This is a genomic window from Streptococcus constellatus (assembly GCF_902167705.1).
In the GTDB taxonomy this organism is placed as follows: Bacteria; Bacillota; Bacilli; order Lactobacillales; family Streptococcaceae; genus Streptococcus; species Streptococcus constellatus_A.
The window spans coordinates 36,181-58,634 of sequence record NZ_CABHMZ010000019.1 but is presented as its reverse complement, the minus strand read 5'-3'; the positions used below and the strand labels follow the sequence as shown (position 1 = coordinate 58,634).

Sequence of the window (22,454 nt, the reverse complement as noted above, 5' to 3'; positions counted from 1 at the left end):
CCTTTAATGAAACAACTTTCTCCAAAAAGAAGGTTTCTTTTCTGCTTTTTGGGGTGAATCTGTTTGAAAAAGTCCAGAAAATTGATCAGCAATTTCTTTTTCAGCTATTTCTACTGGATGATCACTATGAATGACCAAGCCAAATGGAGAATTCTTGCAGTTACTAGACACGATCGTTGCTTTGCAGCCAAGATCTTTTGCTATTTTTAAGTAAAAAATTTGATATTGACTGGTGACCTCAGGAGATATTTTCACAGTTATAGGCTGATAGTCCAAGATAATCTTTTGTAAAATTTCTTTAAAATGGTTGTGGATGGGAGTGCTGTTAGCTTCATCAATACTACATTCTGCAATGACCCGTTCTTCAAATGTTTCTAAAAATTTTCTTTGCTCATCGGGATTTAATTTTAATCCCCCTTGAGATTTTTCCATTATTGTTTTGTTTATATCTGTCATAAAGTTAGTATAACATACTTTTTTTGAAATTTATCCAAGAAACATTCGGAAATATAAAACGCTTACATAGAAAATTATCGTAAATTTCATAGAAAGGCACGATTTTTCCTTGAAAAAAACTGATTTTTAAGGTATGATAGGAATGTAAATAAAATAACTCAAAGGAGAGTAAAAAATGTCAATTATTACTGATGTTTACGCTCGCGAAGTCCTAGACTCACGCGGTAACCCAACACTTGAAGTAGAAGTTTATACTGAATCAGGTGCTTTCGGACGTGGTATGGTTCCATCTGGAGCTTCTACTGGTGAACACGAAGCAGTTGAACTTCGTGATGGTGACAAATCTCGTTACGGCGGTCTTGGTACACAAAAAGCTGTTGACAACGTAAACAATATCATTGCTGAAGCAGTTATTGGTTATGACGTTCGCGATCAACAAGCTATTGACCGTGCAATGATTGCACTTGACGGTACTCCAAACAAAGGTAAATTGGGTGCAAACGCAATTCTTGGTGTATCTATTGCTGTGGCACGTGCTGCTGCTGATTACCTTGAAATCCCACTTTACAGCTACCTTGGCGGATTCAATACTAAAGTTCTTCCAACTCCAATGATGAATATCATCAACGGTGGTTCTCACTCAGATGCTCCAATCGCTTTCCAAGAGTTCATGATTGTGCCTGCTGGTGCACCTACATTCAAAGAAGCTCTTCGTTGGGGTGCTGAAATTTTCCACGCTCTTAAGAAAATTCTTAAATCTCGTGGTCTTGAAACAGCTGTTGGTGACGAAGGCGGATTTGCTCCTCGTTTCGACGGAACTGAAGATGGTGTAGAAACTATCCTTGCTGCTATCGAAGCTGCTGGTTATGTTCCTGGTAAAGATGTATTCCTTGGTTTTGACTGTGCATCATCAGAATTCTACGACAAAGAACGTAAAGTTTATGATTACACTAAATTCGAAGGTGAAGGAGCTGCAGTTCGTACAGCTGATGAACAAATTGACTACCTTGAAGAATTGGTAAACAAATATCCAATCATCACTATCGAAGATGGTATGGATGAAAATGACTGGGATGGTTGGAAGAAACTTACTGATCGTCTTGGTAAGAAAGTACAACTTGTTGGTGACGACTTCTTCGTAACAAACACTTCTTACCTTGAAAAAGGTATTGCAGAAGGCGCTGCTAACTCAATCCTTATCAAAGTTAACCAAATCGGTACTCTTACTGAAACATTTGATGCTATCGAAATGGCTAAAGAAGCTGGTTACACTGCCGTTGTATCACACCGTTCAGGTGAAACTGAAGATTCAACAATTGCTGACATCGCAGTTGCAACTAATGCTGGACAAATTAAGACTGGTTCATTGTCACGTACTGACCGTATTGCTAAATACAACCAATTGCTTCGTATTGAAGACCAACTTGGTGAAGTAGCTGAATACCGTGGTTTGAAATCTTTCTATAACTTGTCAAAATAATTCAGTTATAACATGAATCGGCTAGTTCTTCTAGCCGATTTTTTCTTTAATAATATTGGTAACTTTTAGGAGGGCGATATGGACAAGATTGAAGAACTGGCTCATATCATTCAAAGTAGTCAAAATATTGTATTCTTTGGTGGTGCAGGTGTTTCAACTGAATCTGGTATTCCGGATTTTCGCAGCTCAAATGGTATTTACAATATTGAATTAAATCAGCATTTTACAGCAGAGCAACTAGTTTCCCATACGATGTTTGAACTTTATCCAGAACAGTTTTTTGACTTTTACAAAAAATATCTCATTTATCCTGATGCTAAGCCAAATGCAGCTCATGATTATTTAGCTCATTTAGAAAAGATAGGGAAATTAAAAGCAGTTGTCACACAGAATATTGATAGTTTACATGAAATAGCAGGAAGCAAAAATGTATTGAAAATTCATGGTAGTGTGGACCGAAATTATTGCACCAACTGTCATCGTTTTTATGACTTAGAGGATTTTTTGAAATTACCTGGAACCATTCCTTATTGCGAGACTTGCGGTTACGTAGTTAAGCCGGATGTGACTCTTTATGAGGAATCGCTAAATATGGACGTCTTTTCTCAAGCCATTCAGGCTATTCGTCAAGCTGATTTGCTCATCATTGGTGGAACTTCGCTCGTTGTTTATCCAGCGGCAAGTTTGGTTCATTATTTTCAAGGGCGACAGCTAGTCCTTATCAATAAAAGTAATATAGTACAAGATAATCAAGCTGATTTGGTTATCAAGGGCAAGATTGGAGAAGTGCTGAGTGAGGTATGGAAAATAAACGGATAGCTGATTTAAAAATTAAAGAACAGGTTATATGTTAAAAATGTCCTTTGTGACGGAAATTTCAGAAAATGTCCTTTATAATGGAAATTTTTAAAAATTTCCATTATAATAGACAAAAAGAGGTGAGAAGATGATGTACATTGCTCTTATTGGAGACGTTATTGAATCAAAAAAAATACAAGATCGAGCGCAGGCACAACAGCAATTGTTGCAATTGATGAAAGAGTTGAACCAGCAATATCAGAATGATTTGATTTCCCCCTTTACGGTCACAGCAGGCGATGAATTTCAAGCCTTGTTCTCGCCCAATTCTTACATGTTTCAAATCATAGATCAGCTTTCTGTTGCATTTGCTCCTTACGAAATTCGATTTGGAATTGGCGTTGGAGATATGATTACAGAAATCAACAAAGAACAAAGTATTGGCTCTGACGGTCCAGCGTACTGGCTGGCAAGAGAAGCGATCACCTACATTCATGACAAGAATGATTATGGCATCAATCACATTTCAGTTTCTATGGCAGATGAAAATGTCAGTCAGACTATCAATACTATGTTAGCTGCGTGTTCTTTTATTCAGTCTAAGTGGACAGATGTTCAATACGATGTGCTCAAGCAATTACTGGCTGAAAATGTATACGATGAAACATTTTCGCATAAAGAAATGGCAAAACTGCTCGGTATCACTCCAAGCGCTTTCAACAAGCGTATCAAGGCGAGTGGTCTAAAAATTTATCTCAGAAATAAACGAGTTGCTATGAATTTGATGTTAAATGCGATAGACAAGGAGGAGAAGAGGCATGTCTAATTTATGGGGATTTTCAGATTTTTTCTTACAAAATCCAATCTTATTATTAACATTATCGGCACATATTTTAGCCGATTTTCAATGGCAAAGTCAAAAAATGGCCGACTTAAAAAGTCGGAAATTCCCATATTTAATATTGCATTTGATCATCGTTTTTCTTCCGTTACTGATTTTGAGTGTCTTTTTCCCGAAAAATAGTCTATATTTTGCTGCGGTTTGGCTTAGTCATGTAGTTATTGATTTCTTGAAATATAGGCTCAATACTTTTATAGAAACAAAAAGATTTACCAAACAGGCTTTTATTGTTGACCAAACACTTCATCTGGTTTGCATTTTTCTATTTTATGCTTTATTGGCGAGTAAAACCAGTCCACTTTGGCTAAAAAATAGTGCTGCAGTGCCTCAGACACTTTTATTTTTGGCTATCGTTGGAAAACCTGTTAATATTTTATTCAAGCTTTTCTTCAGTAGGTATCAGTCGAAGGGAGATAACCAAGACACTATAGCAGGTGCAGGGGCGATGATTGGGGTTTTGGAGCGTTATATTATGGCTTTATCTCTCATATTTGGACAATTCGCCTCAGTTGGCTTAGTCTTTACCGCCAAGTCAATCGCACGGTATAACAAAATTTCTGAAAGCCAGTCCTTTGCGGAATATTACCTCATTGGCTCACTTTTTAGCATGATTAGTGTGCTCATTGTTTTCGGTTTGCTTTATTTATAAAAAAACTAGGACGAAAAATTCCTAGCTTCAAAGTATATAAGATAATAAACCAAGGGAAGGGCGCAGCAGCAGGTTGCTCAAAGCGCTTGTAATTAGAGCCTGCTGAACAGATTCGTTCGTTTTTCAAGCCAGACGGTTCGAGCCTTGTAGGAGTGAGACTAGGAACTAAAAATTTTCAAATTTTGGTTCGTATACGTAATTTTCTCAGATGACATTCGTTTGCGAGTGATTGTCCAGTGAATCATGGTCACCTGTTTGACTGACTTCTTTATGTTATATTATTGAATTTCATAACCCATGAGGAGACCATTTTCTTCAGCATAAAAGCTACAAAGTCCAGAAGTTGGGATGACTTCAATAACAGCCTGAGGAAATTTTTCACGAACCATTTCGGAAAATTGCTGACAAAACTTGGGATTATTTCGATGAGCAATAATAATTTGTCCGCCAGAATAGCCTGCCTTAATGAGTTCATCAAAAGCTGCAATGAGTGATTTTTTAGCACCACGCGCCTTTTGAAGTAACTCTAGTTTACCGTCTTGACTGGCTTCGCCTACCATACGGATATTCAATAATCCTACAACAGCTCCAAGTAATTTGCTCAGTCGCCCGTTTTTGACTAGATTGTCAACTTTGGCAAGAACAAAAAGTAATTTTGTCTTGGTTTGATAGGCTGTAATTTCTTTTACGACCTCTTCATAACTTAAATCTTGACCGATAAGAAGATTAAGTTGTTTGATAATCAAATCATTTTCACCGCCAGCAGAAAGAGTATCAATAACATGAATATTCACGTTAGGATGGTCTTCAAGATAGAGTTTTTTAGCCACTTGTGCGCTATTATGGCTTCCTGATAATGTTCCTGTAATAGTGACCACAAAAATATTTGAAGCTCCTTCAAAAGCTTTCATATAGTCATCTGGACTAGGACAGGCAGATTTTGAAGCCGAGGAAGTGGCATACATTTTTTCCATCATATTATCAATATTGAGCTGAGCATTATCTATAAAGATTTCATCACCTACTTGAATGGTCAAAGGAACACTTTCAAATAAGGTGTCAACAGCAAGGTTTTCGATAGTTCTATAATCACATCCTGAATCAGCTACAATCTTCCAAGTCATTGCATTCTCCTTTAGTTGAGTAGTAAACTAGTTAGACATTGACAAAAGTTTTGTCTTTTTTTACAATTATATCATGAAACTTCTGCTTTAGAAAGCCTTTACAGTCGGTTGTTACACGTAGAAAGAAAATGTTATGTCGGAACGTAAAATATCGAAAAAATCTTTAGAAAATCTAAAAATATCAAATCAGGAATCTAACCGAATTACAAAAGAATCATTGGAAATTTCTTTGTTGCAATTGTTGGAAAAGAAAGAATTGACCAAAATTACCATTTCTGAATTAGTAGAGAGAGCGGGTGTCTCGCGCGCAGCTTTTTATCGAAATTATGATTCAAAAGAAGAAATTTTACAAGAGATTTTCCAACGAACAGTACAAAAGATTACCGATAAATTGGAACAATTCAATATGAGAACCGAGCTTTATCAAGTATGGCTGTTCTTGTTTAAGGAAGTCAAAAAAGAAGCACGAATCCTTAGCTTAGCAGTGGATTATAATTTAGAAAAACTGTTGACAAGTGCTGTGTTTGATTTTTTGGAAAAACAAAATAGTTCCAGAAAAGAAGCTTCAACTTACATGAATTCCTTTTGGAGTTCGGCGGTGGTTTCTGTTTTAATCAAATGGACAAAAGACGGCATGAGGGTTCCGGCAGAAAAGATTGCATCGCTCGGACTTCCGCTTTTTCCACATCGAAAAAATGATAAACTGAGTGATAAGTAAGAAAAGAAGGTGGCAATATGGTTACAAAAAGATTGGCTTGGGATGAATATTTTGCAGCACAAGCACTCTTGATTGCAAATCGCTCAACCTGCAAACGAGCAAGCGTTGGTGCGGTTATTGTAAAGGATAATAAAGTTATTTCAACAGGATATAATGGATCCGTTTCAGGAACGGAACACTGCATCGATCATGAATGCCTGATAGTCGACGGGCATTGTGTGAGGACTTTACATGCAGAAGTAAATGCGATTTTGCAAGGTGCAGAGCGCGGAATCCCGAAAGGATTTACTGTTTATGTCACGCATTTCCCTTGCCTCAATTGTACGAAACAGCTTTTACAAGTTGGTTGCAAGCGAGTGGTTTATATCAATCAATATCGTATGGATGATTATGCGCGTTATTTATATAGCGAAAAGAAAGTTGAGCTAGTACATCTGCCAATCGAAAAAGTGAAAGAGGCAATCTCGGAGACTGATTTGATATAACTTTTAAAGTGTGACATTTTGTTTTCTATGAATAAAAGGAAAGAAAATATGACAGAAGAACAACTTCAAAAAGCATGGCAAGCATTGTTTGACGGGAAATATCAGCTTGCCAAGCAATTCGTTTATCAAATAGACCAAGATAGTTATAGTACACTGAATTTAAAAGCTTATATTGCTTTGGAAGAAAAGGATTTTCAGTTGGCTCGTCAGTTTTTTAAAGACTATTATGCTCAAGCTGTGTCTGAAAAGAATCTGGAAGAACAGCATATAGGCTTGCATCAATTAGCGATGGTCGAACGAGAAGAAGAGCATTTTCAAAAAGCTTATGACTTGATAATGGCAGAAGCTGCAATTATTACAGAGCATTTCCCCGATGATGTCCTAAAGAAATCTGTCAATTTGTACGAACAGGGATATTTACAGTTCAAGCTTGGAAATATTCACCTTGCAGAGAAACTTTTGCAAGAAACACTAAATTTAGCATTGCAGACAGATGACTTAGTCAATCATGCTTGTGCTTATCGTAGCTTAGCTGAGGTAATGTTAGCTAAGGGAGATATAAAAATGGCTAAATCTGATGCTCAAAAAGCACTGGCGTGTTTTGAAAAAGCAGGTGATACCGTTGGAGCAGCAAGACTGAAAGACTTGATGATACAGATAAACTCACAAGGTAGAAGTTTGTAAATAATGTTTGTGAAATAAGATATTCTAATGTAAAAGTTAGAATATTTTTCTTTTTATGACAATTTTAGCGAACGATGAGACAAAGCTTGTTCAATAAGGTTTTATTTTACCAGAAAATCTTGTATAATAGAATCAAAAAATAATAAAAGAGGATTGATTATGAAGAAGAACAAATTCATTGTCCCTATTTTGTCGACATTGCTAATTGCTCCAGCAATTTTAGCACATCAGGTTTCTGCTGATGCTGTAGATCCAGCTACTTCAACAACTCTTGTAGAGCAAGTAGAAACTCCTAAAGAAAATCAGTCGGTTTCCCCTACGACCGCTCAAGGAGATTCAACAGTTTCGCCTGCTACTGAAGTTTCTACGGAGAAAGCTGCAGAAAAGAGCGAGGGGGGACAAGTTGAAAATTCTGTAACCCCAGCAGATTCTACAACTCCGGCAAATCAAGCTGTTACTGCGGCTGTAACTCAATCTGAAAAGGATACGGTTATTCTTCATACAAATGATGTGCACGGTCGTATTGTGGAAGAAAAAGGTGTCATTGGCGATGCTAAATTAGCAGCAGTCATTGAACAAGAACGTGCAAAGACCGATCAAACAACACTCGTTGTGGACGCAGGCGATGCTTTTCAAGGACTTCCGATTTCCAATAGCTCAAAAGGAGAAGAGCGCGCGAATATTTTAAATAAGATTGGCTATGATGCAATGGCGGTCGGAAATCATGAATTTGATTTTGGTTTGGATGAGGTGAAAAAATACAAAGAAATTTTGAAATTCCCTCTTCTTAGCGCCAATACTTATGTCAATGGAGCACGTCTTTTCCAAGCTTCTACGATTGTTGATAAAGACAAGAATGTTGAGGGAGATGAATTTGTGGTTATTGGTGTGACAACGCCAGAAACTGCAACAAAAACACACCCACGCAATGTTCAAGGGGTTACGTTTACAGATCCAATTTCAGAAGTCAATAAAGTCATCGAAGAAGTGGAATCCCGTGCGAAAGCGGAAGGTAAAACTTATAAACATTATGTCGTTTTGGCGCATTTGGGTGTAGATACGACAACACCAGTTGAATGGCGCGGTTCTACCTTGGCAGAAGCATTATCAAAAAATCCTTTGCTAAAAGGGAAACGTGTGACGGTGATTGACGGGCATTCACATACTGTAGAATCAGTAACCTATGGAGACAATGTCACTTATAATCAAACAGGTAGTTACTTGCATAATATTGGAAAAGTAACATACAAATCTGGTCAACTTCTAGGAAATCCTCAGCAAATCTCAGCTGATTCAGTAAAAGGCGTTACCCCAGATCCAGCTATTCAGCAATTAGTAAACAAAATCAAAGAGAAATACGACCAAGAAAACGCAAAAGAGGTTGTTGCTAATAGCCCAGTTGAGTTAAATGGTAACCGAGAAAATGTCCGTGTGCGGGAAACCAATCTTGGAAATGTCGTAGCAGATGCGCTCTATGAATACGGGCAAACAGGATTTAGTCATAAGACAGACCTTGCTGTAACTAACGGTGGCGGACTTCGTGAAACAATTGCGAAAGGAAAACCAATCACCAAGGGAGATATCATTGCGGTTCTGCCATTTGGAAATACCATTACTCAAATAAAAGTAACTGGGCAAAATATCGCAGACATGTTTGCTAAGTCTTTAGGTTCTATTTTACAAGAAAAAGACGGAAAACCAGTCTTAGATGAAAATGGCCAACCGTTACTTGAACCAAGCGGCGGCTTCCTTCAAGTTTCTGGCGCAAAAGTTTATTATGACACAACCTTGCCAGCCGATAAGCGTATTCTTGGCATTGAAATTAAAAATCCTGAAACAGGAAAATACGAAAAATTAAACCTTGAGAAAATCTACTATCTGACAACCAATGACTTCTTGGCTGCAGGTGGTGACGGTTATAGTATGTTGGGCGGAGCTCGCGAAGAAGGTCCTTCAATGGACGTTGCTTTTGCTGATTTCTTGGCAAAAACAGACTTAACAGCTTATGCGGTTGTCAATCCTAATTCACGGACTATTTCAATCTCAACTGCACAATACCAGAAACTTCAGGATCAAGCTGCTAACCAAGTGAAGCCAAATGAAACTGGACAAAAAGAACTTGTACCAGCAGTTCAAACAAATAAACATCAAAGAACGGCAACTATTCCAGTTAATGTACACAAACAATTTGTGCCCTCAGGTCAAAAGAGCTTGCCAGAAACAGGTACAACAGATACTGCCTTTATCAGTTTACTCGGCTTTGTTGTTGGACTTTTAGGATTATCCAAATTTAAAAAAGCTCACAAAGAATAAAATAAAAGGAAGCTAGGATAAAAATCCTAGCTTCTTTTATTTCTGTTTAGGTTGTTGTTTTGTGATATTCAATCCAAAGGGAATGAGGTTTTCTTGTTTCATCTGAATTCGCTGGATATTATCTTTGTGTCGAACGATAATGATAAGCGCTAGTGCGAGCACAATCACGGTAAAAAGCACATCGTAACGTGACAAAAGAAAGCCAAATAGTGGGAAAATTAAGACTCCCAGAATAGCAGAGGTAGCAGCTGTCACGCTTGAAAAAGAAATCATACTAGTCAAATACAAGCAGCTGAAAAAGATGACAGCTAAATAAGTGAAGAAAGTCGGTGAAAAGCCAAGAATGACACCTGCGCTGGTTGCCACGGCTTTACCGCCTTTAAATTCTGCGAAAATGGGGAAGGTATGTCCAAGAACGGCTAAAAGTCCAAAAACGAGAGGAGAAATGCCGTTGATATGAAGGAAAAGAGGCAATAGTGTCGCAAATGTTCCTTTAAAAAAGTCAAAAATAAAGGTGATGATGCCTGCTTTTTTCCCAAGGACACGAAAGGTATTGGTCGTTCCTGTATTTCCGCTGCCGTATTCGCGGAGATTTTTCTTGTAAAATACTTGTCCAATCCAAAGCCCAGCAGGGATTGAACCAATCAAATAAGCTACTATCAATGTAAAAACTATCTTTATCATGCTTTTATTATACCATGAATTTTGATTTTGATAGTTGAACGACCAGAAATATTTTATAAAATTTGTCTAGGCTGAAAAAATGGTGGTGAGAAGCAGAAAGAATACACTATTTTCTAAAAATCTTTGCAAAATTTGCTAAAAACTTGTAAGATAGAAAGGATGAATGATTCAGGAGGTTCCTTGTGGCAAAAAAGGAAATCAATATTAACAATTACAATGATGATGCCATTCAAGTATTAGAAGGCTTGGACGCGGTTCGTAAGCGTCCTGGTATGTATATCGGTTCAACAGATGCAACTGGGCTTCACCATTTGGTCTGGGAAATTGTGGACAATGCAGTTGATGAGGCTCTGTCTGGCTTTGGCGACAAGATTGACGTGACGATTAACAAAGACGGGAGTTTGACTGTAGCAGATCACGGTCGGGGAATGCCGGTCGGTATGCACGCTATGGGAATCCCGACAGTAGAAGTTATCTTTACGGTGCTCCACGCTGGCGGCAAGTTCGGTCAGGGTGGCTACAAGACCTCTGGGGGTCTCCACGGTGTTGGTTCTTCTGTTGTTAATGCGCTGTCTAGCTGGCTGGAAGTTGAAATCACACGTGACGGAACAGTTTATCGGCAACGATTTGAGCAGGGTGGAAAACCTGTTACCAGTCTGGAAAAGATTGGCAAAGCTCCCAAATCAAAAACAGGCACAAAAGTGACCTTTATGCCAGACGATACGATTTTCTCAACGACAGATTTCAAGTACAATACGATTTCGGAGCGGCTCAATGAATCAGCCTTTCTTTTGAAAAATGTTCATCTTTCTCTGACAGATGAGCGAACGGGCGAGTCTGTTGATTTTCATTATGAAAATGGGGTGCAGGATTTTGTTAGCTATCTGAACGAAGACAAGGAAACTTTGACACCAGTTCTTTATTTTGAAGGAGAAGAGGGTGGTTTTCAAGTGGAAGTGGCTCTCCAGTACAATGACGGTTATTCAGACAATATTCTTTCTTTTGTCAATAACGTTCGCACCAAGGACGGAGGAACGCACGAGACAGGACTAAAGTCTGCTATTACCAAGGTCATGAATGACTATGCACGAAAGACTGGATTGCTGAAAGAAAAGGATAAAAATCTGGAAGGCTCTGACTACCGTGAGGGCTTAGCGGCTGTTCTTTCTATCTTAGTACCAGAAGAGCATTTGCAATTTGAGGGGCAGACCAAGGATAAGCTGGGCAGTCCGCTTGCTCGTCCTGCGGTGGATTCGATTGTATCAGACAAGTTGACTTTCTTCCTCTTGGAAAATGGGGAACTGGCGTCTAATCTTATCCGCAAGGCAATTAAGGCGAGAGATGCGCGCGAGGCAGCCCGCAAGGCGAGAGATGAAAGCCGAAGCGGCAAGAAAAACAAGAAAGACAAGGGGCTTTTATCTGGAAAACTAACGCCAGCTCAATCCAAAAATCCAGCTAAAAACGAACTCTATCTGGTTGAAGGAGATTCAGCTGGTGGCTCTGCTAAGCAAGGACGCGACCGCAAGTTTCAGGCGATTCTGCCCCTGCGCGGTAAGGTTATCAATACCGCCAAAGCTAAAATGGCAGACATTCTCAAAAACGAAGAAATCAACACCATGATTTACACCATTGGTGCAGGTGTTGGTTCGGACTTCTCTCTCGAAGATGCCAACTATGACAAGATTATCATCATGACCGATGCCGATACGGACGGCGCCCATATCCAGACGCTCTTGCTGACTTTCTTTTACCGCTACATGCGCCCACTCGTAGAAGCGGGGCATGTCTATATCGCCCTGCCCCCTCTCTATAAAATGTCCAAAGGTAAAGGCAAGAACGAGGTTGTCGAGTATGCTTGGACGGACGGCGATCTAGAAGACCTGCGCAAGAAATTTGGCAAAGGTGCCATGCTGCAGCGCTACAAAGGGCTTGGAGAAATGAATGCCGACCAGCTCTGGGAAACCACTATGAATCCTGAAAACCGCACCCTCATTCGCGTCACCATTGACGACTTGGCTCGTGCCGAGCGCCGCGTCAATGTCCTCATGGGCGACAAAGTCCCACCTCGCCGTAAATGGATTGAAGATAATGTTAAGTTTACGCTGGAGGAGAGTGGGGAAGTTATTTTTTAGGAGATATAGAAAAAGTATGTTTATAGCAGTACAACAAAATGTTCAGCAAAGTGGTTTTCAGCTATCCCAACAGTGGTGGTGGCTAATCTTAAGTCTGATAGTAACTGTGATTGTGGGGCCAATTATAGTACATCGTTCTAAAAACAGATTTGATAATGAGAAAAAGATAGAGATAGTTGGAAATAGTATTTCAAACATAAATAACAGAAGTGGAGTTCCCGAACAAGCAACTTCTGAATCACCAATATATTCAAATTTCTTATTAAACACTCTAGCTGTAGAAAATAAAAGAAGTGTTACTCAATCAGTAACAGAAATTGAATTATATAATATAAAGAAGGAAAATAATGATTTTCCTGATATTCAATATGATGGTGGTTTTTATGATAGAAATCAAAAATTTGTGCTTCTAGCATATAATAATGGAACCAAAGAGTCGTTTGTAGAGCAATGCACTGTTAAGTTTATTAGGTGTGAGAAAGACACTTTTAAGGAAGTTTATGAAACAGAGAAAGTTCTACAAGAATCTCTAATTTTAAAACCAGGAGATATTAGGAGTTTAATTATATGTTCATTTGATGAATTCGTTTCTGAATTTGAACAGAATAGCAAATTATATCTTCTTAAAGTATCAGTATTCAATAGCAAGGGAAAAGAAATTCCTAATCTGATGTTAGTAGTAGCTTATGATAGCAGAGAAAAGAGATTCCATATTGTGGCACGAGGCTCTGTTGGTTCTAGTATAGGTGAAGTTCCATTAATTAATCTAATTGAAGATACTACTCAAAAATCTGTTACTTGCTCTCAAAAATTAACTGCGGGAGCTAATGATGTTAATTTTTACATTTTGGTTGATAGAAGTTGTAGTTTGAAATATGATGTTGCTATCAAAAGTGGCGAAAAAATAATAAAAGGTAAAGAAAAATACTCTTTAGATATTCGAATTCCTGTGTATAAACAAGAAAAGGGAGGATTTTATGGAGACTTTTATATATTTTTACAAGATCAAAGAATTGAATTAAATCAAGATGTTGATTATAACAAAGATCTAATCAAATCTTTAAAGAGCGATTTGATTTATGATAAATATTATGCAGCCAGAAAGTTTGCTAATGCAAAAATATAGTGTGAATTAAAAAGAAATTATCTATATCTGAGATGATGTTCTCAAGTACAATAATAAACTCTCACTGTCCGAGTTTCGGACAAGCTCGCTAGAGCAAAAGTAAAGTCGTTCAACTTTCGGACAAGCGACTTTTTAGTAAATCCCGATTGTTCTGTTTTCGGACAAGGGTTTTTAGAGCAAAAGACGAACATTCCGATTTCGGACGAACGGTTTTTGAGTAAAAAGCCTTTTCCGAAACTGAACAATGTAAAAATGATATGAAATAGATTAGAATTTAAAAGAATTAGGAGAGAATAATGAAATTGACATACGGAATCACTACATTGGACACGAAAACTCTGGATAAAAGTGAATTTTCCCAGCTCATGACCGAGTCGAAAGAGGCGATTGCTGCTTTTAACAAGGCGCACAAGGTTGAAAGTATTTATACGAGTAAGCTGGAAGAGATGAGCCAGCATTTGGCTAAGTTTCAGGAGGGGCTTCATCAGACGAAAGCCAGTCGCTTGGTGACCAGTTTAGACCAAGCCGACCGCGAGCGAGACGATGCTTTGGGGACGCTGACTGCTTTGGTGCGGGCGTTTTCACGGGTCAAGGAGACGACAACAAAAGAAGCCTACGACACCTTGGCAGGCTTGCTGAAAAATTACGCAGGGATTGCGGCTGCCAACTATGAAAAAGAGACAGAGGGCATCAACCACCTGCTCCAAGAGCTGAAGAAATCGACCTATCAAACGGCGCTGGCAAAACTGCACTTGGAAGCTCATGTGGAAAGCTTGGTGACTGCGCAAAAGCGGTTTGAAGAAGCTTACAAGGAGCGCTTGACTGAATTAAAAGGCAAAGTGCCTAGTCAAAGCAAGCAACTCCGCATTCAGCTACAAGAAATCTACGATTTCCTGCTGGATTTCACCGCTATCATGACCTATGCCTACCCAGAAAGAAGCCACTATGCAGATCTTCGCGACCACCTCAATACCATTCGCAGTCGCTACAAAAAACGCAAAGCGGTTAAGAAAGTAACAAAAGCAGAAAGTGTAGGATAAGGTTCAAGCCTTAGTAAATAAATGACAGGAGTGATTCTCATGCTAGAAAAAGTAGAACGCCTCATTACAGAAATTAATCGTATTCACTTAGAATACTCTAAAGATTATTTTGAAACTGGTAAGGTAGAGAAAATCAATCTGAAACATACCTTCGCTAAGGTGCCAACCGAGGCGATTCTTGCCTACCGCCTCAACCTCCATGAGTCCATCAATGACTATCTGATGAAGGCAGATGTGCAGGATATTTCTTATGTCTATCGGGTTAAGACATCCGAATCTATCCTAGATAAGATTGCTCGCTTTTCTGAGCGACAAGAGGGCTATCCGGTCAATTCAGTTCTCAATGATATTTTCGGCGCCCGCATGATTTTAACATCTGAGGAAATCGCTCAAGTCATGGAACGACTTGACGCTTGGCAAGAACAGTACGGTCTGAAAAACTGGTATTTACGTGACAAAGATGGTTATGTTGGGATTCATATCTATTTTAAGAACAAAAGCAATTTTTACTACCCTTGGGAACTCCAACTATGGGATAAAAAAGATGTGGACAGTAACATTGCCAGTCATATCAAGTATAAACGTGGGTTTGTGGGGGAAATAAACAATAGGAGTAACTATGACACCAGAAATGTTTGAAAGATTGATAAAAATACTGAGTGAGCCAGATATAAAGGGATATATCATTCAGATTTTTGCGGCAGCATTGCCTATTTGTTATGCAATGTGGATTTCTAAAAAAGATAACAAGGTGTTAGATGATCGACAAATAAAGTTAGAAGACAAGCAAAAGTTAATTGCTGAAAATATTTTAAAACTAACAGAACAACAGGCTAAACTGTCAGAAACTCAAGAAAAAGTTGAAGAAAATCTAAGAGAACTTACAGAGTTAGCTCAGCAATCGAGAAGGTCAAATCTTATAAAATTTCAAAATGATTTTCCGATATTCTTTAGAGCTTTGGATGATTTTGAATGGGAATATAGCACATTGTCGAAATCTGTTAGTGATTTTAATGCTAAGAAGAGGATATCTTCTGATATTGAGGATGAGGTAGATGAAATTTTTGCGGCAATAGAAGATCTGATTGAAGTCGAGATTAATTATTTAGACAATGTAGATGTCCCTCCATTAGCTCTAGGTTGTTTTAATAAATTATTAAGAGCGATAAACTCTTCATCGAAATATATTTCAGAAAACTTTGACGAAGATCAATGTGTAAGTTTTATATCAAATGAGTTTTCAAGAATAAAAATAGCCAGAGAGGAATTGCGTATGTTTTTCTGTATGTGATTTGTCTATCTTTATGGGATTTTTTCCGCTTTTTATTACAACCTACTCTACAATTTTCGAAAGGAGTTGAACTCGCCCTAAATGCTGTGTGAATTTGCATTTTACGGGCTTAGTATCCTATGAGTAACATTCAAAACATGTCCTTGGAGGACATCATAGGAGAGCGTTTTGGGCGCTACTCCAAATACATCATTCAGGAGCGGGCCTTGCCCGACATTCGTGACGGACTCAAGCCCGTGCAGCGTCGGATTCTTTATTCGATGAACAAGGACGGCAACACCTTTGACAAGGGCTACCGCAAGTCTGCCAAGTCCGTCGGAAATATCATGGGGAATTTCCACCCGCATGGTGACAGCTCTATCTACGACGCCATGGTGCGTATGTCTCAGGACTGGAAGAACCGTGAGATTTTAGTGGAAATGCACGGAAATAACGGTTCTATGGATGGTGATCCGCCAGCCGCTATGCGGTACACCGAAGCTCGTTTATCTGAGATTGCAGGCTACTTGCTCCAAGACATTGAAAAGGACACCGTGCCTTTTGCTTGGAACTTTGACGATACAGAGAAAGAGCCGACCGTATTGCCTGCTGCCTTTCCAAATCTTTTGGTGAATGGGGCGACGGGGATTTCTGCTGGGTATGCGACGGACATTCCGCCTCACAATCTGGCTGAGGTCATTGATGCGGTGGTCTATATGATTGACCACCCCAAAGCCAAGGTTGACAAACTCATGGAGTTTCTGCCGGGCCCTGACTTTCCAACGGGAGCCATTGTGCAAGGGCGAGATGAGATTAAGAAAGCCTATGAGACTGGAAAGGGGCGCGTTGTCGTGCGTTCTCGGACGGAGATTGAAAAGCTCAAAGGCGGCAAAGAGCAGATTGTTGTCACCGAGATTCCTTACGAGATTAACAAGGCTGTTCTGGTCAAGAAGATTGATGACGTTCGGGTCAATAATAAGGTAGCTGGTATTGCAGAAGTGCGGGATGAGTCTGACCGTGACGGGCTTCGTATCGCTATTGAGCTGAAAAAAGATGCCAATACCGACCTGATTCTGAATTATCTCTTTAAATACACGGATTTGCAGATCAATTACAACTTTAACATGGTGGCGATTGATCATTTCACACCGCGTTTGGTAGGGATTGTACCGATTCTGACCAGTTACATTGCCCATCGAAAAGAGATTATTCTGGCGCGCAGCCGATTTGACAAGGCCAAAGCAGAAAAACGCCTGCATATCGTAGAAGGATTGATTCGAGTGATTTCTATCTTGGATGAAGTGATTGCGCTCATTCGTGCATCGGAAAATAAAGCTGACGCCAAGGAAAATCTCAAGGTCAGCTATGATTTTACCGAAGAGCAGGCAGAGGCCATTGTCACTCTCCAACTTTATCGCTTGACCAATACAGACGTGGTAATTCTGGAGGAAGAGCAGGCGGAATTACGTGAGAAAATTGCCATGCTTTCTGCCATTATCGGTGATGAGCGGACCATGTACAATCTGATGAAGCGCGAACTCCGTGAGGTCAAAAAGAAATTTGGCAATCCTCGTCTTAGTGAATTGCAAGATACGGCTAACGCCATTGAGATTGATACGGCTAGTCTGATTGTAGAAGAAGAAACCTTTGTCAGCGTCACTCGTGGCGGCTACCTCAAACGCACCAGTCCACGTTCTTTCAATTCATCAACGGTTGACGAGGTCGGCAAGCGAGATGACGACCGTCTGATTTTTGTCAGCTCGGCGAAAACCACTCAGCACCTTTTGATTTTTACCAATCTTGGCAATGTCATCTATCGGCCGGTTCATGAGCTAGCAGACATTCGCTGGAAAGAAATCGGGGAACACCTCAGTCAGACCATTACCAATTTTGAGACAAACGAAGAAGTACTCTATACAGAATTGGTTGATAATTTTGACGAAGGAACTTATTTTGCGGTAACAAAACTAGGACAAATCAAGCGCGTAGAACGAAAAGAATTCAGTCCTTGGCGCACCTATAAGTCCAAGTCTGTCAAATTTGCTAAATTAAAAAATGAATACGACCAAATTATCACACTCTCTCCAATCAAGCTAGACGATGTTATGCTAGTGACCAAGAACGGTTATGCCTTGCGCTTCAATATCGAAGAAGTACCAGTTGTTGGTGCTAAAGCAGCAGGTGTCAAAGCTATCAACCTCAAAAAAGATGATGTCTTAGTAGCAGCTTTTGTTGCCAATACTGATTCACTTTATATCTTGACCCAGCGCGGAGCGCTCAAGCGAATGGCAGTTGCAGATATTCCTGTGACCAGCCGAGCAAATCGTGGCTTGCAAGTGTTGCGCGAGCTGAAGTCCAAGCCACATCGTGTTTTCCAAGCAGGTCCTGTCTTTGGAGAGCATCCTGTAGAACTAGACCTCTTTAGTTCAGACAATCCAACAGCAGAAGAAGAGCAGATTCTTTCTATTGTTTCTAACAAGGGAACGACTTACCAAGTGAATCTTGCTGACCTTAGCTTGTCTGAAAGAACCAGCAACGGAAGCTTTATCTCTGATACCATTTCGGATGAAGAAGTGTTCTCTGCGAATCTTAAATAATTGAAAATCAGTCCAAGTGGCTGATTTTTTATTGTCTTTATAAACTGAAATTAAAAAATTTTCAGAATTTTGCAAAAAGCTATTGAAAATATCTAAAAATAGTGTAAAATAAAAAGCATAAATTCAAAAAGGAGAATGTTATGTCAGTAAATCTTGATTGGGGAAACCTCGGCTTTTCCTATATGAAATTACCTTATCGTTATCTTGCTTATTATAAAAATGGCCAATGGGAAAAAGGAGAATTGACCGAAGATGCTACTTTGCATATGTCCGAATCTTCTCCTTGCCTTCATTATGGGCAGCAGGCTTTTGAGGGAATGAAAGCCTATCGCACGAAAGATGGCAGTGTTCAACTATTTCGTCCAGATCAAAACGCGAAACGTCTGCAACGTACCTCAGACCGTCTCTTGATGCCACAAGTTCCGACTGATATGTTTGTTGATGCTGTAAAGCAAGTTGTTCGTGCAAATGAAGAATACGTTCCACCGTATGGAACAGGAGGTACTCTTTATATTCGTCCGCTGTTGCTAGGTATCGGTGACATCATTGGCGTAAAACCAGCTGATGAATACATTTTTACCGTATTTGCTATGCCGGTTGGAAATTACTTTAAAGGGGGCTTGACTCCGACAAACTTTATCGTTTCCGACAAGTACGACCGTGCTGCTCCTTATGGAACAGGTGCTGCTAAAGTTGGTGGTAACTATGCAGCAAGCTTGCTTCCAGGAAAAATGGCCCATGAAAAGAAATTCTCTGATGTCATTTATCTAGACCCAGCTACTCACACGAAGATTGAAGAAGTAGGATCGGCAAACTTCTTTGGAATTACCAAAGACAATGAATTTGTAACACCATATAGCCCATCTATCCTGCCTTCTATCACAAAATATTCTCTTTTATACCTAGCAGAACATCGTTTGGGCTTAAAAGCTATCGAAGGAGATGTACCAATTGATGATTTGGATCGTTTTGCTGAAGCAGGGGCTTGCGGTACAGCAGCGGTTATCTCTCCAATTGGTGGTATTCAGCACGGTGATGATTTCCATGTCTTTTACAGTGAAACAGAAGTTGGACCTGTCACTCGGAAACTTTATGATGAATTAACTGGCATCCAATTTGGCGATGTTGAAGCACCAGAAGGATGGATTGTAAAAGTTTAAAAATTTTTGAAGCTATCTCTCGGTTGAGGTAGCTTTTATTTTCACGTAGCACTTGCTAGTTTTCCTATTTTTTTGTAAAATAGAGACTTGAAAGAGGTATATGATGAGTAAAAAAGATAAAAAGATTGAAATCCAATTAGCAGACAGCAAAGTTAAAGTAGGAACTGACCAGTACGAAGGTTATGTTCTATCAATTGGTAAAAAAGTCATTGGTCAAATTGCTGAGTTTGACGGGCAATTTGCTATCATAAAAAATGAAAATGTTGATAGTTTTTATAAAAAACTTGAAAATGCTGTGGAAAAATTGATTGAAACCTATAATTTGAGTAAATAAATGCTTGTATTTTCTTTTCATCAATGGTATAATGAATACTGTTGATTATACAGGAGAGGTAGCGAAGAGGCTAAACGCGGCGGACTGTAAATCCGCTCCTTCGGGTTCGGGGGTTCGAATCCCTCCCTCTCCATGAGCGTACTTAGTGTTTAAAGGATATGACCGCGTTCTTTTTGGGGTATAGCCAAGCGGTAAGGCAAGGGACTTTGACTCCCTCATGCGTTGGTTCGAATCCAGCTACCCCAGTTCTTAGGTAATATATCAGATAAATGGTAAAATATCTTAGGGTATTTTATTTCTTTATAGGGTGAGAAACGTTAAAGATAGTTCAATGTCATTGCGGTGCTTAGGAAAAATATTATAAGTATGTCAAGCGAAAAGTGCTTGATTGTTGGAGGATTTTTTTAGATGAATGAATTTGAAGATTTGCTAAATAGTGTTAGCCAAGTTGAGCCAGGCGACGTCGTTACTGCTGAAGTATTGACTGTTGATGCGAACCAAGCTAATGTTGCAATCGCTGGAACTGGTGTGGAAGGTGTTTTGACCCTTCGTGAATTGACAAACGATCGTGATGCTGACATTAACGACCTTGTAAAACCAGGTGAAACACTTGAATTGCTTGTTCTTCGTCAAGTAGTTGGTAAAGATACTGATACAGTTACTTACCTTGTATCTAAAAAACGTTTAGAAGCTCGCAAGGCATGGGACAAGTTGGTTGGACGTGAAGAAGAAGTTGTTACTGTAAAAGGGACTCGCGCTGTTAAAGGCGGACTTTCAGTAGAATTTGAAGGACTTCGTGGATTTATTCCTGCTTCAATGTTAGATACTCGTTTCGTTCGTAACACTGAACGTTTTGTAGGTCAAGAATTTGAAGCGAAAATTAAAGAAGTGGATCCAAAAGAAAATCGTTTTATTCTTTCACGTCGTGAAGTTGTAGAAGCTCAAGCAGCAGCAGCACGTGCTGAAGTGTTTGGTAAATTAGCTGTTGGTGACATCGTAACTGGTAAAGTTGCACGCATCACAAGCTTTGGTGCTTTCATTGATCTTGGTGGTGTTGACGGACTTGTTCACTTAACTGAATTGTCACATGAGCGCAATGTTTCACCAAAATCTGTTGTATCAGTTGGTGATGAAATTGAAGTAAAAGTTCTTGATTTGAACGAAGAAGAAGGTCGTGTATCACTTTCTCTTAAAGCTACAACCCCTGGACCATGGGACGGTGTTGAACAAAAACTTGTTGCCGGTGATGTTATCGAAGGTACAGTGAAACGTTTAACAGATTTCGGTGCTTTTGTTGAAGTATTACCAGGTATTGACGGACTTGTCCATATTTCACAAATTTCACATAAACGTGTTGAAAATCCAAAAGATGTGCTGAAAGTTGGTCAAGAAGTAACTGTGAAAGTTCTTGATGTAAATGCTGATGCAGAGCGTGTATCACTTTCTATCAAAGCTCTTGAAGAACGTCCAGTACAAGAAGATGATCAAAAAGAAAAACGTCAATCACGTCCTCGTCGTCAAAAACGTCAAGAAAAACATGACTTTGAACTTCCAGAAACTCAAACTGGATTCTCAATGGCTGACTTATTTGGTGATATTGAATTGTAATCAAAATAAAAGGATTGGAATTTATCATTTCAGTCCTTTTTTACTTGTTATTTTTATAAAATTTTTGTATAATAAAATGGTTGCCACCCTTAGTGTAATGGATATCACGTAAGATTCCGGTTCTTGAGATGGGAGTTCGATTCTCTCAGGGTGGATTGTGTTCATTACTGAAAAATCTTGTTTTGTGCAAGATTTTTTATTTTTACAAGGGAGATTACGAATGCCTGTGAAATTGATTGCTCATTCTTTAATTGAAAAAGATGGAAAATATTTGCTCATCAAACGAAGTAAAATAAAACGTGGTTCTCTAAACATGTATCCCGAATATTGGGATATTCCAGGAGGTCGTGTGGAAGAAGACGAATTGCCACGCGAAGGTGCTGTACGTAAAGCGATGGAAGAAGTCAACCAAAAGGTACAATTAAGTTCGATTCTTCATGAGGATAGCTGTTATGATGATACAAAGGGTATCGTTTTTACGCGTCTAGTGTATAAGGCGAAATTGCTGGAATATAGAGAGATTAAACTTGATTTGGAAGAGCATACAGCGTTTCGCTGGATTCGGACCTTGTCAGATATGAAAGAAGAATCAGTTGTACCATATTTAAAAGATATATTAGAATAAGTTATAAAATAAGACGAAGCTGAGACAAAAGTGCTCAACTTCCTTTGTTGCTTATATAGTTATAATTATTAAGACGCAGTGGTTGAGTGGACTCTAATACGTTGATAAATCAACTTTTACAGCCCTACTCAACTTTGCGGAGGTGGGACAGAAATCAAGTTTCTACGAAACTACTGATTTCTGTCCCACTCTCGTCTTATTTTAGTTCTGTTTTGTTCTTGTTTTTAAATGAAAAAACTCCTTGATAAAACAAGGAGTAAGAAAGGAAAT

At 39.1% G+C, this 22,454-nt stretch carries 20 protein-coding genes, 3 tRNA genes and 1 pseudogene; 21 read left to right on the top strand and 3 right to left on the bottom strand.

The genetic code is table 11. From position 1 onward, the window contains the following. Positions 1-3: 3 nt before the first annotated feature. Positions 4-456 carry a DUF1694 domain-containing protein gene (locus FQ204_RS05690; RefSeq protein WP_144209707.1) on the bottom strand — a complete coding sequence of 151 codons (453 nt, stop codon included), beginning with the start codon at positions 454-456 and terminating at the stop codon, positions 4-6. Positions 457-631: 175 nt separating this feature from the next. Between FQ204_RS05690 and eno the strand changes: the two genes are divergently transcribed. From eno to FQ204_RS05670, 4 genes are all read left to right on the top strand, one after another. Next, positions 632-1,936, top strand: a complete 1,305-nt coding sequence (gene eno, locus FQ204_RS05685) for a surface-displayed alpha-enolase (RefSeq protein WP_144209704.1) — start codon at positions 632-634, stop codon at positions 1,934-1,936. Positions 1,937-2,014: 78 nt separating this feature from the next. Next, positions 2,015-2,755 carry an NAD-dependent protein deacylase gene (locus tag FQ204_RS05680; RefSeq protein ID WP_144209701.1) on the top strand — a complete coding sequence of 247 codons (741 nt, stop codon included), beginning with the start codon at positions 2,015-2,017 and terminating at the stop codon, positions 2,753-2,755. A gap of 127 nt (positions 2,756-2,882) precedes the next feature. Further along, complete coding sequence (locus tag FQ204_RS05675; RefSeq protein ID WP_144209698.1) at positions 2,883-3,560, top strand: SatD family protein; 678 nt, start codon at positions 2,883-2,885, stop codon at positions 3,558-3,560. After that, positions 3,553-4,284, top strand: coding sequence for a DUF3307 domain-containing protein (locus tag FQ204_RS05670; RefSeq protein WP_144209695.1), 732 nt, complete (start codon positions 3,553-3,555; stop codon positions 4,282-4,284). The genes FQ204_RS05675 and FQ204_RS05670 overlap by 8 nt, the downstream gene beginning before the upstream one ends. Positions 4,285-4,562: 278 nt before the next feature. Here FQ204_RS05670 and FQ204_RS05665 read toward each other — a convergent pair whose 3' ends face one another. Continuing rightward, positions 4,563-5,408 (bottom strand): DegV family protein, encoded by an 846-nt coding sequence (locus FQ204_RS05665; protein ID WP_144209692.1) that lies wholly within the window; start codon positions 5,406-5,408, stop codon positions 4,563-4,565. 133 nt (positions 5,409-5,541) lie between these two features. On the opposite strand from FQ204_RS05665, the gene FQ204_RS05660 reads away from it, so the two are divergent. The 4 genes from FQ204_RS05660 (at position 5,542) to nt5e (ending at position 9,608) form a co-directional block, all read left to right on the top strand. Next, positions 5,542-6,126, top strand: coding sequence for a TetR/AcrR family transcriptional regulator (locus FQ204_RS05660; protein ID WP_106387948.1), 585 nt, complete (start codon positions 5,542-5,544; stop codon positions 6,124-6,126). A 17-nt stretch (positions 6,127-6,143) separates the two neighbouring features. Beyond that, the gene (locus FQ204_RS05655) at positions 6,144-6,611 is read left to right on the top strand and encodes a deoxycytidylate deaminase (protein ID WP_059220764.1); all 468 of its coding nucleotides are present in this window, start codon (positions 6,144-6,146) and stop codon (positions 6,609-6,611) included. A 48-nt stretch (positions 6,612-6,659) separates the two neighbouring features. Then, a complete protein-coding gene (locus FQ204_RS05650; protein WP_144209689.1) occupies positions 6,660-7,295 on the top strand; it encodes a tetratricopeptide repeat protein in 636 nt (211 codons plus the stop codon). A 159-nt stretch (positions 7,296-7,454) separates the two neighbouring features. Further along, positions 7,455-9,608 (top strand): cell surface ecto-5'-nucleotidase Nt5e, encoded by a 2,154-nt coding sequence (nt5e, locus tag FQ204_RS05645; protein ID WP_144209686.1) that lies wholly within the window; start codon positions 7,455-7,457, stop codon positions 9,606-9,608. 36 nt (positions 9,609-9,644) lie between these two features. Here the strand turns inward: nt5e and plsY are convergent, their stop codons facing one another. Beyond that, positions 9,645-10,292, bottom strand: coding sequence for a glycerol-3-phosphate 1-O-acyltransferase PlsY (plsY, locus tag FQ204_RS05640; RefSeq protein ID WP_144209683.1), 648 nt, complete (start codon positions 10,290-10,292; stop codon positions 9,645-9,647). Positions 10,293-10,474: 182 nt separating this feature from the next. Here plsY and parE point away from each other — a divergent pair, with 182 nt between their 5' ends. The 13 genes and pseudogenes from parE to FQ204_RS05575 all read left to right on the top strand — a co-directional run bounded on the left by parE (position 10,475) and on the right by FQ204_RS05575 (position 22,184). After that, a complete protein-coding gene (parE, locus tag FQ204_RS05635; protein ID WP_144209680.1) occupies positions 10,475-12,424 on the top strand; it encodes a DNA topoisomerase IV subunit B in 1,950 nt (649 codons plus the stop codon). A gap of 16 nt (positions 12,425-12,440) precedes the next feature. Continuing rightward, on the top strand, positions 12,441-13,550 hold the full coding sequence (locus FQ204_RS05630; protein ID WP_144209677.1) for a hypothetical protein: 1,110 nt from the start codon (positions 12,441-12,443) through the stop codon (positions 13,548-13,550). A 296-nt stretch (positions 13,551-13,846) separates the two neighbouring features. Continuing rightward, positions 13,847-14,590 carry a DUF6261 family protein gene (locus FQ204_RS05625; protein WP_144209674.1) on the top strand — a complete coding sequence of 248 codons (744 nt, stop codon included), beginning with the start codon at positions 13,847-13,849 and terminating at the stop codon, positions 14,588-14,590. A gap of 39 nt (positions 14,591-14,629) precedes the next feature. Then, entirely contained in the window at positions 14,630-15,229 is a 600-nt protein-coding gene (locus tag FQ204_RS05620) for a GTP pyrophosphokinase (protein ID WP_144209671.1), read from the top strand. After that, positions 15,210-15,881, top strand: coding sequence for a DUF1090 domain-containing protein (locus FQ204_RS05615; RefSeq protein ID WP_144209669.1), 672 nt, complete (start codon positions 15,210-15,212; stop codon positions 15,879-15,881). The genes FQ204_RS05620 and FQ204_RS05615 overlap by 20 nt, the downstream gene beginning before the upstream one ends. Before the next feature lie 119 nt (positions 15,882-16,000). Beyond that, positions 16,001-18,457, top strand: a complete 2,457-nt coding sequence (gene parC / locus FQ204_RS05610; RefSeq protein ID WP_144209665.1) for a DNA topoisomerase IV subunit A — start codon at positions 16,001-16,003, stop codon at positions 18,455-18,457. A 128-nt stretch (positions 18,458-18,585) separates the two neighbouring features. Next, a pseudogene (locus FQ204_RS05605) lies at positions 18,586-19,617 on the top strand (branched-chain amino acid aminotransferase); the annotation flags it as partial. 103 nt (positions 19,618-19,720) lie between these two features. After that, complete coding sequence (locus FQ204_RS05600) at positions 19,721-19,951, top strand: DUF2969 domain-containing protein (RefSeq protein ID WP_144209658.1); 231 nt, start codon at positions 19,721-19,723, stop codon at positions 19,949-19,951. Positions 19,952-20,003: 52 nt separating this feature from the next. Then, a tRNA-Tyr gene (locus FQ204_RS05595) sits at positions 20,004-20,084 on the top strand. 41 nt (positions 20,085-20,125) lie between these two features. Then, a tRNA-Gln gene (locus FQ204_RS05590) sits at positions 20,126-20,197 on the top strand. Between the two features lie 162 nt (positions 20,198-20,359). Continuing rightward, on the top strand, positions 20,360-21,559 hold the full coding sequence (gene rpsA / locus FQ204_RS05585; RefSeq protein ID WP_144209656.1) for a 30S ribosomal protein S1: 1,200 nt from the start codon (positions 20,360-20,362) through the stop codon (positions 21,557-21,559). Between the two features lie 83 nt (positions 21,560-21,642). Further along, positions 21,643-21,714: transfer RNA gene (locus tag FQ204_RS05580), tRNA-Arg, on the top strand. A 65-nt stretch (positions 21,715-21,779) separates the two neighbouring features. Further along, complete coding sequence (locus FQ204_RS05575; protein WP_144209653.1) at positions 21,780-22,184, top strand: NUDIX hydrolase; 405 nt, start codon at positions 21,780-21,782, stop codon at positions 22,182-22,184. Positions 22,185-22,454: the final 270 nt, after the last annotated feature.